This window comes from Cupriavidus sp. FW305-27, assembly GCF_058787995.1.
Genome location: NZ_JBYTAG010000028.1, coordinates 50,980 through 65,627, shown reverse-complemented (window position 1 = coordinate 65,627; position 14,648 = coordinate 50,980). Strand labels below are relative to the sequence as shown.

The 14,648-nt window shown below is 69.9% G+C and carries 16 protein-coding genes; 11 read left to right on the top strand and 5 right to left on the bottom strand.

What is annotated here, in order from left to right; genetic code table 11:
• Nucleotides 1–14 precede the first annotated feature (14 nt).
• Nucleotides 15–1,529: a hypothetical protein gene (locus AC3WRI_RS15485; protein ID WP_011616330.1), complete on the bottom strand. Its 1,515-nt coding sequence runs from the start codon at nt 1,527–1,529 to the stop codon at nt 15–17.
• A 724-nt stretch (nt 1,530–2,253) separates the two neighbouring features.
• On the opposite strand from AC3WRI_RS15485, the gene AC3WRI_RS15480 reads away from it, so the two are divergent.
• From AC3WRI_RS15480 to AC3WRI_RS15465, 4 genes are all read left to right on the top strand, one after another.
• Nucleotides 2,254–3,039, top strand: coding sequence for a GntR family transcriptional regulator (locus AC3WRI_RS15480; RefSeq protein ID WP_010811095.1), 786 nt, complete (start codon nt 2,254–2,256; stop codon nt 3,037–3,039).
• A gap of 110 nt (nt 3,040–3,149) precedes the next feature.
• Nucleotides 3,150–4,190, top strand: a complete 1,041-nt coding sequence (locus tag AC3WRI_RS15475) for a tripartite tricarboxylate transporter substrate binding protein (protein ID WP_010811096.1) — start codon at nt 3,150–3,152, stop codon at nt 4,188–4,190.
• Nucleotides 4,187–5,473 (top strand): 3-isopropylmalate dehydratase large subunit, encoded by a 1,287-nt coding sequence (locus AC3WRI_RS15470; RefSeq protein ID WP_011616328.1) that lies wholly within the window; start codon nt 4,187–4,189, stop codon nt 5,471–5,473. Before AC3WRI_RS15475 ends, AC3WRI_RS15470 begins: the two co-directional genes overlap by 4 nt.
• 47 nt (nt 5,474–5,520) lie before the next feature.
• Nucleotides 5,521–6,027 carry a LeuD/DmdB family oxidoreductase small subunit gene (locus tag AC3WRI_RS15465; protein ID WP_492293497.1) on the top strand — a complete coding sequence of 169 codons (507 nt, stop codon included), beginning with the start codon at nt 5,521–5,523 and terminating at the stop codon, nt 6,025–6,027.
• Nucleotides 6,028–6,034: 7 nt separating this feature from the next.
• On the opposite strand, the gene AC3WRI_RS15460 is transcribed toward AC3WRI_RS15465, so the two are convergent.
• The gene (locus tag AC3WRI_RS15460) at nt 6,035–6,730 is read right to left on the bottom strand and encodes a phosphoribosyltransferase (RefSeq protein ID WP_011616326.1); all 696 of its coding nucleotides are present in this window, start codon (nt 6,728–6,730) and stop codon (nt 6,035–6,037) included.
• 296 nt (nt 6,731–7,026) lie between these two features.
• On the opposite strand from AC3WRI_RS15460, the gene AC3WRI_RS15455 reads away from it, so the two are divergent.
• Nucleotides 7,027–7,215: a hypothetical protein gene (locus AC3WRI_RS15455; RefSeq protein ID WP_010811100.1), complete on the top strand. Its 189-nt coding sequence runs from the start codon at nt 7,027–7,029 to the stop codon at nt 7,213–7,215.
• Here the strand turns inward: AC3WRI_RS15455 and AC3WRI_RS15450 are convergent.
• Nucleotides 7,194–8,096, bottom strand: a complete 903-nt coding sequence (locus tag AC3WRI_RS15450) for a LysR family transcriptional regulator (protein WP_010811101.1) — start codon at nt 8,094–8,096, stop codon at nt 7,194–7,196. The two genes, AC3WRI_RS15455 and AC3WRI_RS15450, sit on opposite strands and share 22 nt — an antisense overlap.
• A 176-nt stretch (nt 8,097–8,272) precedes the next feature.
• On the opposite strand from AC3WRI_RS15450, the gene AC3WRI_RS15445 reads away from it, so the two are divergent.
• A complete protein-coding gene (locus tag AC3WRI_RS15445; RefSeq protein WP_081225744.1) occupies nt 8,273–8,731 on the top strand; it encodes a nucleoside deaminase in 459 nt (152 codons plus the stop codon).
• Nucleotides 8,724–9,956, top strand: a complete 1,233-nt coding sequence (locus tag AC3WRI_RS15440; RefSeq protein ID WP_011616325.1) for a cyanate transporter — start codon at nt 8,724–8,726, stop codon at nt 9,954–9,956. Before AC3WRI_RS15445 ends, AC3WRI_RS15440 begins: the two co-directional genes overlap by 8 nt.
• Here AC3WRI_RS15440 and cynS read toward each other — a convergent pair.
• Together cynS and AC3WRI_RS15430 are read right to left on the bottom strand one after the other, a co-directional pair.
• The gene (cynS, locus tag AC3WRI_RS15435) at nt 9,950–10,393 is read right to left on the bottom strand and encodes a cyanase (protein ID WP_010811104.1); all 444 of its coding nucleotides are present in this window, start codon (nt 10,391–10,393) and stop codon (nt 9,950–9,952) included. The two genes, AC3WRI_RS15440 and cynS, sit on opposite strands and share 7 nt — an antisense overlap.
• A gap of 88 nt (nt 10,394–10,481) precedes the next feature.
• Nucleotides 10,482–10,619 (bottom strand): hypothetical protein, encoded by a 138-nt coding sequence (locus AC3WRI_RS15430; protein WP_010811105.1) that lies wholly within the window; start codon nt 10,617–10,619, stop codon nt 10,482–10,484.
• Nucleotides 10,620–11,106: 487 nt separating this feature from the next.
• Here AC3WRI_RS15430 and AC3WRI_RS15425 point away from each other — a divergent pair, with 487 nt between their 5' ends.
• The 4 genes from AC3WRI_RS15425 to AC3WRI_RS15410 all read left to right on the top strand — a co-directional run bounded on the left by AC3WRI_RS15425 (nt 11,107) and on the right by AC3WRI_RS15410 (nt 14,275).
• On the top strand, nt 11,107–11,229 hold the full coding sequence (locus AC3WRI_RS15425) for a hypothetical protein (protein ID WP_010811106.1): 123 nt from the start codon (nt 11,107–11,109) through the stop codon (nt 11,227–11,229).
• Between the two features lie 49 nt (nt 11,230–11,278).
• Complete coding sequence (locus AC3WRI_RS15420) at nt 11,279–11,596, top strand: hypothetical protein (RefSeq protein ID WP_492293496.1); 318 nt, start codon at nt 11,279–11,281, stop codon at nt 11,594–11,596.
• Nucleotides 11,597–12,313: 717 nt separating this feature from the next.
• The gene (locus tag AC3WRI_RS15415) at nt 12,314–13,270 is read left to right on the top strand and encodes a LuxR C-terminal-related transcriptional regulator (RefSeq protein WP_010811108.1); all 957 of its coding nucleotides are present in this window, start codon (nt 12,314–12,316) and stop codon (nt 13,268–13,270) included.
• Between the two features lie 78 nt (nt 13,271–13,348).
• Complete coding sequence (locus AC3WRI_RS15410; RefSeq protein ID WP_010811109.1) at nt 13,349–14,275, top strand: glycosyltransferase family 2 protein; 927 nt, start codon at nt 13,349–13,351, stop codon at nt 14,273–14,275.
• Nucleotides 14,276–14,648 lie beyond the last annotated feature (373 nt).

Sequence of the window (14,648 nt, the reverse complement as noted above, 5' to 3'; positions counted from 1 at the left end):
CGTGGCTGCACGCCTTACCGGTTGCCGCCGACCTGCAGGTTGGCCTGAACGTTCACGCTTTGCTGCACGAGCGAGGCAGCGCCGCTGTTCTGGTTGGCCATCATGATGCCCGCCGCCGTTTGACCAACGCTGGTCATGGTGTTGGACATATTGAAGGTGCCCGCGTCAACAATGTTGTAACCGCCATTACCGCCAGCGCCGCCGACTGCGCCGTTGCCGGTGCCGCCAGTGCCGCCATTGCCAGTGCCGCCCGCGCCGCCCGCGCCGCCGGTAGCACCCACCGCACCGTTGCCAGCCGTGGAGCTGCCATTGGAGGCCGAACTCGTTGCGCTGCCGTTCGTGGCCGAACCGCCAGTACCGCCCGCGCCGCCAACGCTGGCTTGCGTGCCGCCCGCGCCGCCGGTGCCGCTTGCCGCGCCCGCCGTTGCGGTCGAGGTCGCCGCGCCGCCCGCGCCACCGGCACCGCCGGTGCCGCTGCCGGCTCCGCCGGTCGCGCCTGCAGCTGCCGTTCCGGCACCGCCCGCACCGCCACTCGCGGTACCTGCGCCGCCCGAACCGGTGCCTGCGCCAGCCGTGTTGGTACCGGCCGCTGCGCCGCCTGCGCCGCCTGCGCCGCCAGTGGTAGTGTCGCCACCCGCACCGTTGGCATTGCCGCTGCTACCACCTGAGCCGCCGGCCGAACCTGCCAAGCCGCCCAGGGCGCCGCTGGCACCCAGGCCACCACCGCCGATCGCGCCGGCACTGCCGCCGCGGCCGCCGGCGCCGAGCGATGCGCTCAGAGCGCCGCCGCCCTTGCCATAAGCATCGCCGCCGCTGCCGCCCTTGCTGCCCGCTGCGGAGAGTGCGCTGCCGCCATATGCCTTGCCGTCACCGCCACTGCCGGCCCAGCCAATCGCCTTGCCGCCGGCACCGCCATTACCAGCGTTGGCGCTGCCGTTGGTGGCGTCGCCATTGGTGGCGCTACCGTTGGTAGCGCTGCCACCGGAGCCGCCGCTGCCGCCGTTACCGCCGTTGCCGCCGTTGCCGCCGCGCCCGCCTTCGCCGGTACCGCCAAAGCCATTGCCGCCCCGGCCACCGGCTGCACCATTCGCGTTACCCCAGTTGGTGGCGTAATTGCCGATCGGGCCAATGCTGTTGTTGGAAACCGTGCCATTCAGCTTGCTGATCGCCAGTGCCTTGCTGGTGTTGAAGGCGTTGCTTACGCTGGAGGTTGCGCTGCCACCGTTGGAGCCCGCGTTGCCTACGCCATGGTCAAAGTCGATCCTGCTCCTGTTGTTCGAGTTGGTCGTGGTCTTGGTCTTGTTGACGCCAACCGTGGTGGTTCTGGTGTTGGTGCTGCTGTCATTGGCCTGGACTGCGGTCGAATATTCGTTTGCCGCCGCGCCGCTGCCACTCTGCGTCGAGGTCGCTGTGGCGGTTTGCGTGTTGTCGCCGCCACCTCTTACCACGTCGTTGTTATTGGTCGGATTTGCCCAGGCCTGTCCCGCAAATGCCATGGCGATAGCCGACGCCAGTAAGGTCTTTTTCATACGAAGCTCCCAGGAGAATTGCACAGTGTCACAGCGGCTCAGCCTCCGGCCGGCGCTCTTGCGAGGAACGACGGCTGGAGGTTCAGGTCCGGCACCCAGCCAAACCAGACTCCCCTTGCGCATAATCGGTGCCAGCTGCGCCACCTGCGGCGCCAACTCCTTGTATTACAAGGCCCGCCCGGCACTCTGGCGGGGACTTTCCGCGGCTTTGCGCGACGCTTGCCGCCCTCGCCGCTGTGCACGGCAGACGACATGTCACACCGCTGTGACACGGCCACTCCCGGCCCACCTGGGGGGGTTCCGGGGTGGTCGGAAAACGCCTTATTTTTCAGGGTCTTATGCAGGCAGCCAGAATTTGCCCGAGGCGCGACCTTACGTATCGGGACTGAAACACGGCATCGAGGGTGCCGTCGTCGCCGCCCGTGTGGGGCATCTCCACATTGCTGCGGCGGCGCCCCGATGTCCTGTTCTCGCCGCACGGCACAACCCGCTCCACCGCACCGGCGTTGTCCATCCCAGCAAGGCATGCAGCGGCGCCGGACCGACTTCACCCGCGCTGGCGCAGCCAGCCAAGGGTCTCGGCGCAGACGAGATGCATCGCTGCAACACCGCGCCGGCGCAGTTGTCCCGCAAGCGCCACTGCGGCTATCCATGCTAGGCTCTATGTCTGATTTAAAGTACATTAGAGGCATTACAGACTTGTCATCTCTCCGCAAGGGAAACCATGAGTGAAGCCGTCGTTCCCCTGTATCACCAGATTTACGTGGTATTGCGCCAGCAGATCGTGGAAGGCCGCTTCGGCCAGGGCCCCTTGCCGGGCGAGATCGACCTGGCCAAGCAGTTCCACGCCTCGCGCGTGACCATGCGGCGCGTGTTCGACCGCCTGGTGCAAGAAGGCCTGGTGCGCCGCCACCGCGGGCTTGGCACCTTCGTCAACCCGCATCCGGTGCGCCCGGCGACGGCGGCCGGCGAGGAACGCGGCACCAGCCTGCTCGACAACATCATCGACATGGGCCAGAAGACGTCGGTGAAGGTGATCTCGATCGACGAAGTCCATGCCACGCCCGATGTGGCCGAATCGCTGCAGATCGAGCCGGGCGATCCGGTGGTGAAGATCGTGCGCGTGCGCCACTACCGCAACCGGCCGCTGTCGCATATCACCGTCTACCTGCCCGCCGACCTGGGCCGGCCGATCACGCGCCAGTCCCTGGAAGAGCGGCCGGTGCTGCGGCTGCTGGAGGCCGGCGGCGTGAAGCTGGGCCGTGCCAGCCAGGTGCTGTCCGCGCGCCTGGCCGACGTGGTGGTGGCGCCGCTGTTGGACGTGCCGGTAGGCGGCGCGCTGCTGGCGGTGCGCCGCGTGGTCAAGGACGCGGCCGGACGCCCGGTCCAGTTGCTGCTCGGCCAGTACCGCCCGGACCGCTATGAATACCGCATGGAGTTGTCGCCGGCCGGCGTCGACAGCGCCAACGTCTGGGTGGAAAGCGAAACCCGCCCGGGCCTGCGCGACTGACTCCGCGGACCGCCGCCGACTTCCCGCAGGCGGCGCAGCCAGGGATGCGCCACGTAACGTTCCGGGCGATACTGCGCATCTCTGATCACATCAAGCGAGGAGCCGTCGCCATGCCCGTGTTCTGCCTGGTCCCGTCCAGCCCGACCCGTCTGCCTTCGATCCCCCGCCGCGCCGCGGTGCAGCGCCTGGCCATGGCCAGCCTGGCCGCGTGCGCGCTGGCCCTGCCGCTGTCCGCCGCGGCCCAGGGGCAACCCCAGGTGGCCGGCGGCAAGCCGATCCGGATCCTGGTGGGCGCGCCCGCCGGCGGCACCACCGACACGCTGGCGCGCACCATCGCCCAGGAAATGTCCCAGGAGCTCGGCCAGCCGGTGGTGGTCGAGAACCGCCCCGGCGCCGGCGGCAATATCGCCGCCGACCTGGTCGCCAAGAGCGCGCCGGACGGCAGCACGCTGCTGATGAGCTTCACCAGCCACACCATCAACGCCACCCTGTACAAGAAGCTGCCGTTCGACCCGGTGCAGGACTTCACCCCGATCACGCTGGTGGCCACCGTGCCGAGCGTGCTGGTGGCCACGCCTAAGCTGGCGGCCAGCAATGTGCCCGAGCTGATCCGCCTGGCGCGTTCCGAACCGGGCAAGCTGAACTTTGCCATCGGCTCGGTGGGGTCGTCGCTGCATATGGCCGGCGACATGTTCAAGATGATGACCGGCACCTATATCGTCAACATTCCGTACAAGGGCACCTCGCCCGCGCTCACCGACGTGCTGGCGGGCCAGTGCGACCTGATGTTCGCCAGCACCATCAACGTGCTGCCGCATGTGCGCGCGGGCAAGCTCAAGGTGCTGGGCGTGACCAGCCCCGCGGCCCTGCCGCAGTTCCCGGGCGCGGCGCCGATCGGCGCCACCGTGAAGGGCTTTGAATCGAGCGCGTGGTTCGGCCTGTTCGGTCCGGCCGGCATGCCGCACGAAGTCACTCAGGCGCTGTACCAGGCCGCGCGCAAGGGGCTGGAAACGCCCGCGGTGCGCAAGCGCCTGGAGAACGACGGGGCGCAGCCGATGGGCACGCCGCCCGACGCCTTCGCCGCCTTCGTGAAGCAGGACGTCAGGCGCTGGGCCGCCGTGGTCAAGTATTCGGGAGCCTCGCCGGAATGAGCCACACTCCCGCCACGCTGGCGCAGAAACTGGTTGCGCGCGCCGCCGGGCTGGCGCATGCGGAGATCGGCACGGTGGTGATCTGCCGGGTCGACCTGGCGATGTCGCACGACTCCAGCGGCCCGCGCCGCGTGGCGCCGCTGTTGGAAGAGCTTGGCACCGGGGTCTGGGACCCGTCGCGCTATGTGGTGGTGACCGACCATTTCGTGCCGGGCGGCGATGCCCAGGCCGAGTCGATCCTGCGCTTCACGCGCGACTGGACGCGCCAGTCCGGCGCCCACTTCATCGACGCCGAAGGCATCTGCCATGTGGTGCTGCCCGAGCGCGGCCATGTGCTGCCGGGCCGCCTGATTGTCGGCGGCGACAGCCACAGCCCCACCGGCGGTGCCTTCGGCGCCTATATGTTCGGCGTGGGCGCGACTGAGATGGCCGGCGTGCTGGCCACCGGCGAGATCTGGCTGCGCGTGCCCAATACCATCCGGCTGCAATGGGACGGCCAGCTTGCAGCGGGCGTCTGCGCCAAGGACATGATGCTGTTCCTGTGCGCGACGCTCGGCATGGGCGGCGGCCGCTATGAGGCGCTGGAGTACACCGGCAGCGCCGTCGCCGCGCTGCCGATGCAGGAGCGCATGACGCTGGCCAACATGAGCGCCGAGCTGGGCGCGCAGACCGGCCTGGTGGCGCCCGACGCGGTCACGCTCGGCTGGCTGGCCGAGGCCGGCGTGCCGGCGCAGACGCTGGCCGCAATCGACCTGGCCCACTGGCGCACGGACCCCGATGCGCCGGTGCTGGCCACACACCGCTTCGACGCCGCGGCACTGGTGCCGCAGGTGGCGGCGCCGCACTCTCCGGCCAACAGCGCGCCGGTAGACCAGGCCGCCGGCGAGCCCGTGCAGATCGCCTACCTGGGTGCCTGCACTGGCGCCAAGCTGGAAGACCTGCGCATGGCCGCGCGCGTGCTGCGCAGGCGCCGCGTGGCAGCGGGCGTGACCCTGCAGGTGGCGCCGGCCTCGCGCCGCGACCAGCTGCTGGCCGAGCAGGAGGGCACGCTTGGCATCCTGACCGACGCCGGCGCCACGCTGCTGCCCAACGCCTGCGGCGCCTGCGCCGGCTATGGCGCGGCGCGCTTCCCGGCGGGCAGCCGCGCGATTGCGTCGACGGCGCGCAACTTCTCCGGGCGCATGGGCGATGCCGGCAGCGCGGTGTGGCTGGGCTCGCCGATGACCGTGGCCGCCAGCGCCGTCACCGGCCGCATTACCGATCCGCGCACCCTGCTGGAGTAACGCTGCGGACCTGACTTCGTGCCCGCCTGGCGGGACAGACTTCTTGCATGCCCCCTGCTATCGCCCCCGACCCCACTGGCCGCCTCTGGCGCTTCGGCGACAACATCGACACCGATGCCATGGCCCCCGCCGTGCTGATGAAATCGCCGCTGCCCGTGCTGGCCCGGCATTGCCTGGCCTCGCTGCGCCCGGAGTTCCCCGGCAGCGTGCGCCCCGGCGACGTGCTGGTGGCGGGTGCCAACTTCGGCATCGGCTCCTCGCGCGAGCAGGCGCCGCAGGCGCTGCGCGCGCTCGGCGTGGGCGCCGTGGTGGCGCAGTCCTTCGGCGGGCTGTTCTATCGCAATGCCATCAACCTGGGCCTGCCGGTGCTGGTCTGCGCCGACACCTGCCGCCTGGCCGACGGCGCGCACGCCGTGCTGGACCTGGCGACGGCACAGCTGCGCCTGGACGACGGCAGCCTGGTCGCGTGCGAACCCATCCCCGACTTCCTGCGCGCGATCCTGGCCGCCGGCGGGCTGGTGCCGCACCTGAAGGCGCGCCTGGGCAAGGGCTGAGCGAACCTCAGCGCGCAGGCGGCGGCGCCGCCGCGCGCAGCAGGGCCAGCGCCTCTTCATCGCTGGTCTGGGAGAAATCCAGGTAGAAGGCGCCAACCGCGCCGAAGCTGGGGGGCGTGTTCAGGCAGATCACCTCGTCGGCCGCGGCCGACAGGCTGGCCAGCCCCTGCTCCGACCCCACCGGCGTGGCCGCCACCACCCGCGCCGCCCCGGCCATGCGCACGCCTTCAAGCGCGGCGCGCATGGTGGCGCCGGTGGCCACGCCGTCATCGACCACGATCACCGTGCGCCCGGCGCGCTCCGGCACCGGCGCACCGCCGCGATAGCGCCGCTGGCGCCGCGCGATCTCGTCGAGCTGGCGGCCGCGCTCGGCATCGAAGCTGCCGCTTTCCACGGCGCGGCGCGCCCAGGGATCGTCATTGACCACCGTGTGCGGGCCGCCGCCGCCGGCATCGCCCTCCACCACCGCGCCCAGCGCCAGCTCGGGATAGCCGGCAGCGCCGATCTTGCGCACCAGCAGCACGTCCAGCTGCGCGTCGAGCGCGCGCGCCACCTCGAACGCCACCGGCACCCCGCCGCGCGGCAGCGCCAGCACCAGCGCGGGCTGGCCCAGTTGTGCGGCGCCAAAACCCAGTTCGGCCAGGCGGCGGCCCAGGTACTGGCCAGCCTCGCGGCGATCGGTAAAGCATGGAGGCAACGACATGGCACGCTCCGGAAGGTCAGCGGCACTCAGGCCCGCGCTGCCCGCAAAGCAAGCGGCGCAGGCAACCCTCAGCCAATATAGACCCTGCCGCGGACGGCGTTGGCGCAAGTCGCAGGCGGCAGCCAGGCGCTCGCAACGCCGGGCAAGTCGCCCCGATTGGGCGCGATTGCGCAACAGTGTGTTCAGGCTGGGGTGGCTGACTGCGCCGCGCTGCAGCATTAGGATGGCTGCACGCGTTGACAACGCCGATCCGCAGTTGCCGGGTGCAGTGCCCGACCCTTGAGAATGAGCCTGACATGACTTCGCCATCCAACACCCGCGCCGAGCTTGCGCGCCCCGACCATCAGTCCGCCCCCGAAGCCGGCCCCCTGGCCGCGCCCGACATCCCGTTCGGCTCGCTGGAAGCCGCGGCAATGGCCGAGCTGCCATACACCTTCCGCCCGGCCGGCACCTGCACCCGCTACTACAACGAGTTCTTCGGCTGATCCGCGGGCGGCGCGCCCGACCCCATCACGGTCTCGCATAGCGCGGCCAGCCGCGCGGCCATGTCGCGCGCCGCGGCCGGCAGGTCCGGCTGCGCGTGCAGGCTGAGCTCGACGTCGGGCACCGCGGCGGGCCAGCCGCCGTCCTCCAGCACCTGGTGCTGAGCCGTGGCCAGGCGCCGCGGCAGCAGGGTGACGCCCAGGCCGTCGGCCACCGCGGCCAGGATGCTGGCCAGGCTGGCACTGACAAAGGCCACACGCCAGCGCCGTCCGCCGGCGTCGAGCGCGTGCGTCATCTCGCCGCGGTACAGCCCGCCCACCGGAAACGCCACCAGCGGCACCGGGTCGCGCGCCACCGCCGGACGGCTGCGGCTGTCGATCCAGCACAGCGGCTCGGGCCAGCTGGCCAGCCCCGGCGCCTGCCCGACCCGCTGCTTGACCAGCACCAGGTCCAGTTCCCGGTCCTGGAAGCGCTGCCACAGCTCATGGCTCATGCCACTGGTCACCTCCAGCCGCATGCCAGGCCAGTCATCGGCAAACCCGGCCAGCACCGGCGTCAGCGGCCGCGCGGCAAAGTCCTCGGGCACGCCGATGCGGATCTCGCCCTGGCCGGCGCTCTGGCGCAGCTGCCCCACCGCCTCGGCCATCAGCTGCTGCAGGCGGCGCGCGTAGCCCAGCAGGCGCTCGCCCTCGGGCGTGGTGGTGACATAGCGGCCGCCGCGGTCCAGCAGCACGCAGCCGAGCTGGTCTTCCAGCCGGCGCACCTGCTGGCTGACCGTTGACTGAGTCAGGTGCACGCGCTGCGCGGCGCGGGTAAAACTGCCGCTTTCCGCCACGGCGACAAAGCTCTGCAGCAGTACGGGATCGAGGCGAGGGTCCTGCATGGCCGGTTATCCATTAGTTTCTCCACTGCCGGCGATTTCATCATTTAATTTCCCAATTACCAAGCCCCGGCGTACAGTTGCACGCTGCCCCGGCCCGCGTCCCACAACTGCCGGGCAAGCCCCACGAAGACCCATGCCGCCCGACTCGCGAGCATGCACTCACTTCTTTGCCAACCATGACCACTCACCAGGAATTCATGCGCGAGGCGGTTCGCCTTGCCGCGGCCAACCGTGACCGTGGCGCGCGCCCTTTCGGTGCCGTGCTGGTGCTCGACGGCGAGGCCGTCGCCACCGGCGTCAACGACATCGTCCACAGCCACGACCCCACCACCCATGCCGAGATGGAGGCGGTGCGCGCCGCCGCGCGCAAGCTGGGCCGCCCCGACCTGCGCGGCAGCGTGGTCTATGCCAGCGGCCACCCCTGCCCGATGTGCCTGGCGGCGATGACCATGGCCGGCGTGCAGGCGGTCTACTACGCCTTCGACAACCACGATGCCGCGCCCTACGGCATGTCGAGCGAGGCCGCCTACCAGGCACTGCGCCTGTCGCTGAACCCGCCGCCGCTGCCGCTCACGCGGGTGGCGGTCGACCTCTCTGCGGCGCAGCTCTACGGCCCGCGCGCGCCCCGTGGCTGAGGGCGCGCGCGGCACCACCCCGCGCTGGCTGGTGCTGGCCGCGGTCGCGGGCATCGGCCTGAACCTGCGGCCGTTCCTGACCGCGGTGGGGCCGCTGGCCCCGGCCATCCGCAGTGGCACCGGCCTGAGCTACCAGGGCATGGCCTGGCTGACCTTGCTGCCGATGCTGCTGATGGGCGCGGGCGCGTTCTTCGGGCCGGCCATCCGCGAGCGGCTGGGTGCGCGCACCGCGGTGCTGGGCGCGCTGGCCTTGCTCGGTGCCGGCTGCGCGCTGCGGCTGGGCGTGGCGGACGGCACCTGGCTGATCGCCTCGGCCGCGCTGTGCGGGCTGGGCGTGGCCGTGGTGCAGGCCGCCTGCCCGGGCCTGGTCAAGCAGGAATTCCCGGGGCGCGTGGCGCCGGTGATGGGGCTGTACTCCGCCGCGCTGATGGGCGGCGGTGCGCTCGGCGCGCAGCTGTCGCCCTACGTGACGGCATTGGCCGGCAGCTGGCGCGATGCGCTGGCGCTGTGGGCCGTGCCTGCGCTGGCAGCATTGGCGCTGGCCTGGGTGGCATTGCCGCGCACCGCGGCGCGCGGCCCCGCGGTGCCGGCAAGCCGCCCGGCGAGGGCAACGCGCACGCTGTTGCGGCGTCCGCGCACCTGGCTGCTGATGGCCTGCTTTGGCGTGATGAACGGCGGCTATGCGTCGCTGGTGGCGTGGCTCGCACCGTTCTACCAGGACCACGGCTGGAGCGCTTCGGCGAGCGGGTCGCTGGTGGCGCTGATGGCGGTGGCGCAGGCCGCCGCGGCGCTGCTGCTGCCGGTGCTGGCCGCGCGCAGCCTGGACCGCCGCGCCTGGATGGCGCTGGCACTAGCCATGCAGGTGGCGGGCTTCGGTGGACTGGCGCTGTGGCCCGACGCCGCGCCGCACGCGTGGGCCGTGATCGGCGGCGCCGGCCTCGGTGGCTGCTTTGCCTTATACCTGGTGGTGGCACTGGACCACCTGCCGGACCCCGACAGCGCCGGCGCGCTGAGCGCCCTGATGCAAGGCGGCGGCTTCCTGCTGGCGTCGCTGGCGCCCTGGATCACCGCCATGCTGCACGAACGCACCGGCGGCTTCGCCGCCGGCTGGTGGTACCACCTGGCCTGCGCCGCGCTGGTGGGCGTGCTGACCATGCGCCTGGATCCGGCGCGCTATGGCGTGTCGCTTGCGCTGCCGCCCGTGCGCGCGGTCGCCCATCAGTAAGTCTTGTAGGGCAGGAACTTGCCCGACATCTCGATGCGCACCCGGTCCCCGTTGGGATCGGGCTCGCGCTGCAGGTCCATGCGGAAGTCGATCGCGCTCATGATGCCGTCGCCAAACTCTTCATGGATCAGCGCCTTGAACGTGGTGCCGTACACGCTGATGAGTTCGTAGAAGCGGTAGATCAGCGGATCGGCCGGCACCTGCGTCGGCAGCGAGCCCTTGTACGGCACCTCGCGCAGCCAGGGCTCGGCCTCGGGCGGCAGCCCGAACAGCTCCATCACCGCGCGCGCGCCGGCGGCGTCGAATGCCATCTGGCCCAGGCACGCCGCGGTTGTCCATTCCTTGCTGCGGCCGACGCGTTCGGCCACCTGCGCCCAGGCAATGCCGCGGGTGACCTTGGCTTCGATGATGAGGTCGGTGACGTCGCTGCGGTTCATGCTGACTCCATGACAGTGGTAGGTTGGATGGAACCACTCGGACTGCCACGGCGGCAGGGTAGTCATACCACCCCGGCGTCAGCCCATGTCAGCGTGTCAGCGCGGGTTCGACGATGGCCGCGGCATCCGCGGGCGCCATCTCCTGCGGCAGCGCGAACAACGCCGCGGCGGGCGGCGACAGCCCCTGCAGCCATTGCAGGGCAAGCACGATGAGCATGACCGGCATGACGCCTCCTTCAAGCACACGAGGCCACTTCCGACTGGTATAGCCCATGGCGCAAGCTTCATGCCATTTCCGCCCCACCGATTTGCGCGACTGAACGCACCGTGATGGCGCCGCGACGCCACCAGTGCGCCCCCAACCGGGCCATGCCGAGGCATCGCGCACCGTTGCAGCGTACCCGTTTCTGCGTGCCCGGCCAGGCCGCCCACAAAGGGTGCGGCGCCTGCTCCGGGATCCGTTGCCTTGCGAGAATCATTTCCCGTGTAACGTCACATTACCTCCAACCCGGCACGCGCAGGCCACGCCATGGACCTGCCGCCATGCGCGCAACGCCTTGATACGCAAGGGCTTCCGGGATGCCGCGCGCCCGGTGCGGGGCTGCGCCCGCTGCAAAACCCCTTGTGAGACAGCCTTACAAGTGCAAGCACGCGCAGCGGGGCTGGCTCGCTACATTGAAGCCATGTCCAACGCGAACCCGCCAGGAGCCCATATGAAACGCGCCCTCTCGCTGCTGGTGCTGCTGTCCACCACGGCCGCACTGCTGTCCGCCTGCATCGTAGTGCCACCGCGCGGCGGCCCGCCGCCGCGCCACCACCACTACGACCGCTATTGACCGAGCCAGCGGCTTCGAACCGCTTCCAACCGCCCCAAGGAGAATCCACATGAAACGCCAGCTCCTGATTGCCGCAGCCGTCCTCGCCACGGGCGGCACCTTCGGACTGACCGCCCCCGCCGAGGCTCATCCGGTGGCGGTCGCCCACGGCTATGACCGTCCGCCCCCGCCGCCGCGCTATGAACCGCACCCCGCCGCGCGCCGCGGCCAGGTCTGGGTGCCGGGCCACTGGACCGCCACCGGCGGGCGCTACGACTGGCGCGCCGGCTACTGGAAGGCGCAGCGTCCAGGCTACCGTTATGTGCCCGAGCGCTGGGTGCGCGGTCCGCACGGCTGGGTCATGCGTCCCGGCCACTGGGCCCGCTGACGCCTGCGCGGACGAACCTGCCGGCCGGCCCCGGGCCCGCCACCCTGTCCTCCCGGCAGGCGGTGGCAAGTCCGGCGCAGGTCGGTGCAGCCGGCGCCGCAGCGCTCATCCCGAGGTGGGAGACGTCTCTCATCCAGAAGCACTAGGCCATGCGCCCGACCTGCCTGAAAATCAGGCAGGCCTATTTCGAAAACACATATGAAAGCGGCGTTTCATGATTGGAGCAATCCGCCGCAGATATATTACCGATACCCCACGATGGGGTTAAGAATACTACTTTCAGGGGGTACAGATAATGCTATCTGTTTCAATGCTGCAACCAAATTAAATCCCGATGTCACATCCGTGAAACCTCCTGGACCCCGCATCAGCGCGGCGTTTGCGGAACCTGGACCGGTGCGTTCGGATGATTTTTGAAAGGATTATGTATGTCCTTTCATTCCCACCCACACTCGTACCAGACCGGCTCGCTTGCATTCCATTCAACCAGCCCATAAGATGAATTTAAGCCGATTTAGGAGCGAGAATCTTTCGGGTTCGGGTTCGGGTCAACCTTCCAGCCACCGACAAGTTCCATCCAGAAAAACGGGACTGCCGGAGCATGGAAGCATGGGGGTCAGACAAGCAGCCAGTCGCCGCAGGTGACTGCTGTCCTGCAATGCCCTCCATACGCAAAGCGCCCCGCATTCCGCCCCCGAGTAACGGGGAGTGAAGTCAATGAACGCGTTGCTGATCGAGGAGCATCCACTGCTCCGGCTCGGGCTGTTGCAGATGCTCGAGAACATCCAGGAGTCTGCCCAGGTTGCCGCCATTGCGCCCGCGGACATCGCCAGGCTGGACACCCGGCACCACAACGCAGACCTGCTCGTATTCGGCATGCCCGCCGATGTGGGGTCTGGCTGGCCGCAGCTCGAACAGGCCCGCGAAGCACTGTCGCCGCAACGCATCCTGATCCTGGCAGACATCTTGCCATTGCATGTGCCCAACGCGGACAGCGCCCGCGGCGTCTGCGGCTGCCTGCCGAAATCCGCTTCGCTGGCGGTGATCGAGGCGGCCATCCGGCTGGCGGTGTCAGGCGTGCAGGGGCTGCTGTTCTCGGCCGAAACCGGCTCGATGCCGTCGGCGTCGCGTTCGGCCATGCCGGCCGTGCAGTCGCTGGCCTCGGCCGCGCCGCTTCCGCTGAACCCTGCGCACGCGCTCACAGGCGAGCAACTGTCGCTGGTGGCATGCGCCGGCACGCCCGGTGCCGCACGCACCACCGTGGCGGTGCGCGACCTCACCGGCCTCCGGCCGGGGCAGCCGCTGTCGGCCCCGGCTGCCACCAATGCAGCCCCGCTGGTCGAGGAAGAGCCCAGCTACGACGAAGCCGAAATGCTGAAGATCACGCCGCGCCAGTACGAGGTGCTGGTGCTGCTGGCACGCGGCTACCCGATCAAGACCGTCAGCCGCATGCTCAATATCTCGGTGGCAACTGTCAAGAGTCACGCCTGCACGCTGTACCAGCGCCTGAAGGTACGCAACAAGGGCGAGGCCGTCTATGCCGCCCTGCAACGTGGCGCGACGCTCGAGTGGGTCAGCGGCGATGAACGCTTCACGCGCGGCAGCACCGCGCGCCCTGTGGTTGCGTCCCGCACCGGCGAAGCCGCGCTCCAGGCCGCCAGCCCGGTGCTGTAGTTCAGGACCTTGCGCCGCGCCCGCACCAGACAGGCCGGCGCAGGTGTCTGCCATCTGCCGAACATTGGAGGGGTCACCATGCCGGCAAGCTCGTTCCTGCCCACCGTTTCGGTGTGCATCTACACGTGCGACCATCCCGAGCAGCTGCGGCACACGCTGCAATCGGTCGCTGATTCCACCATGCCGGCGCACCAGCTCATCGTCACGGATGACAGCAGCGGCTACGACACGCGCGAGATGATGCGCCGGGACTATCCGGACATCACCTATCTGGAAGGCCCGCGCCGCTCCAGGGCCGCCAACCGCAACCGCGCCCTGCGCGCGGCCACCGGCTCGCACGTACTGTTCCTGGATGACCAGACGCTGCTGGGCGCAACCTTCCTGCAGCAGATGACCGAGTCCGTTGCCGACGACCATCTCCGGCGGGCCACGGCCGGCTGCGCGACGCCGCTCATCCTGACCGGGACCGAGGTCTGCCAGGGGCGGCGCGGCGTTCCGCGCAAGCCGGCGTTCCTGGGCCACCCGACGCTGGACTACCGCCGCGGCGAGCGCCTGTGCTCGGTGCTGTTGCACAGCGCGGTGTTCCCGCGCGAGCTGTTCGAGAACCTGTCGTTCGACGAGCACCTTGCCGTCGGCTACGACGACCTGGAACTGGCCGGACGCGCGGTGCAGGAATTCGGCTACCGCATCGAGATGGTCCCGAGCGCAGTCAACCAGCGCTTGCCGTCGGTGTCGGCCGACCGGCCATGCTCCGCCAGCGACGCCTCACGACTGTATGTGGCCTGCCGGCGCTATGACCATGGCCCGCAGCACCCACTGAAGACGGCAGTGTTCCTGCTGTTGGCCCTGCCGCACGACCTTGCGCACCATCTGCGCGCAGCGGGTCTGCGCGGCGCCGGCACCTTCTATGACACGGCGACTTGCCTGTGGCAGCTGCTGCGCGGCCCGCGAGCCGCCGGGCGCCAGGGTGCCGCCGGTCTCGGCGCACCGCTGCCGCGCGACTGACAAGCGCACAGGCCCGGGGAGCGTACCCATTTCTGCGCTGCCCGCCCACGCGTGCGCGGCGGCGCACCTACTCGAGGGGTGAGGCGGCCAGCGCCGCGCTGGAATGGTTCAGGGTAGACGAATGCACGACACGCAGCGTGCGCTTCCGCGGAGGCAACCCCGCACGGCGCGAGGCGGTCAGCGGCCTGCCAAACGGCCGGCGCGGCGTTCTGCCCCGGGCACGGCAGGCGCCAGCCCGATACGGCCCCTTGCATATGCGGCCTACCTCATCTCTACCTGATTTTCGTCGGTGCAAAATACCAGATAATTAATGATACTAATGTGCAACCTGTTCTGCCCCACATCACCGCTGTTGTAAGGAATAAAACTGCCA

Coding starts and splice junctions, on each gene's coding strand:
- AC3WRI_RS15465 (WP_492293497.1), top strand. CDS start 5,521: ATGCCCCCTGCTATCGCCCCCGACCCCACTGGCCGCCTCTGGCGCTTC.
- AC3WRI_RS15420 (WP_492293496.1), top strand. CDS start 11,279: ATGAAACGCCAGCTCCTGATTGCCGCAGCCGTCCTCGCCACGGGCGGC.
- AC3WRI_RS15470 (WP_011616328.1), top strand. CDS start 4,187: ATGAGCCACACTCCCGCCACGCTGGCGCAGAAACTGGTTGCGCGCGCC.
- AC3WRI_RS15425 (WP_010811106.1), top strand. CDS start 11,107: ATGAAACGCGCCCTCTCGCTGCTGGTGCTGCTGTCCACCACGGCCGCA.
- AC3WRI_RS15485 (WP_011616330.1), bottom strand. CDS start 1,529: ATGAAAAAGACCTTACTGGCGTCGGCTATCGCCATGGCATTTGCGGGA.
- cynS (WP_010811104.1), bottom strand. CDS start 10,393: ATGAACCGCAGCGACGTCACCGACCTCATCATCGAAGCCAAGGTCACC.
- AC3WRI_RS15450 (WP_010811101.1), bottom strand. CDS start 8,096: ATGCAGGACCCTCGCCTCGATCCCGTACTGCTGCAGAGCTTTGTCGCC.
- AC3WRI_RS15455 (WP_010811100.1), top strand. CDS start 7,027: ATGACTTCGCCATCCAACACCCGCGCCGAGCTTGCGCGCCCCGACCAT.
- AC3WRI_RS15410 (WP_010811109.1), top strand. CDS start 13,349: ATGCCGGCAAGCTCGTTCCTGCCCACCGTTTCGGTGTGCATCTACACG.
- AC3WRI_RS15460 (WP_011616326.1), bottom strand. CDS start 6,730: ATGTCGTTGCCTCCATGCTTTACCGATCGCCGCGAGGCTGGCCAGTAC.
- AC3WRI_RS15445 (WP_081225744.1), top strand. CDS start 8,273: ATGACCACTCACCAGGAATTCATGCGCGAGGCGGTTCGCCTTGCCGCG.
- AC3WRI_RS15475 (WP_010811096.1), top strand. CDS start 3,150: ATGCCCGTGTTCTGCCTGGTCCCGTCCAGCCCGACCCGTCTGCCTTCG.
- AC3WRI_RS15415 (WP_010811108.1), top strand. CDS start 12,314: ATGAACGCGTTGCTGATCGAGGAGCATCCACTGCTCCGGCTCGGGCTG.
- AC3WRI_RS15430 (WP_010811105.1), bottom strand. CDS start 10,619: ATGCCGGTCATGCTCATCGTGCTTGCCCTGCAATGGCTGCAGGGGCTG.
- AC3WRI_RS15480 (WP_010811095.1), top strand. CDS start 2,254: ATGAGTGAAGCCGTCGTTCCCCTGTATCACCAGATTTACGTGGTATTG.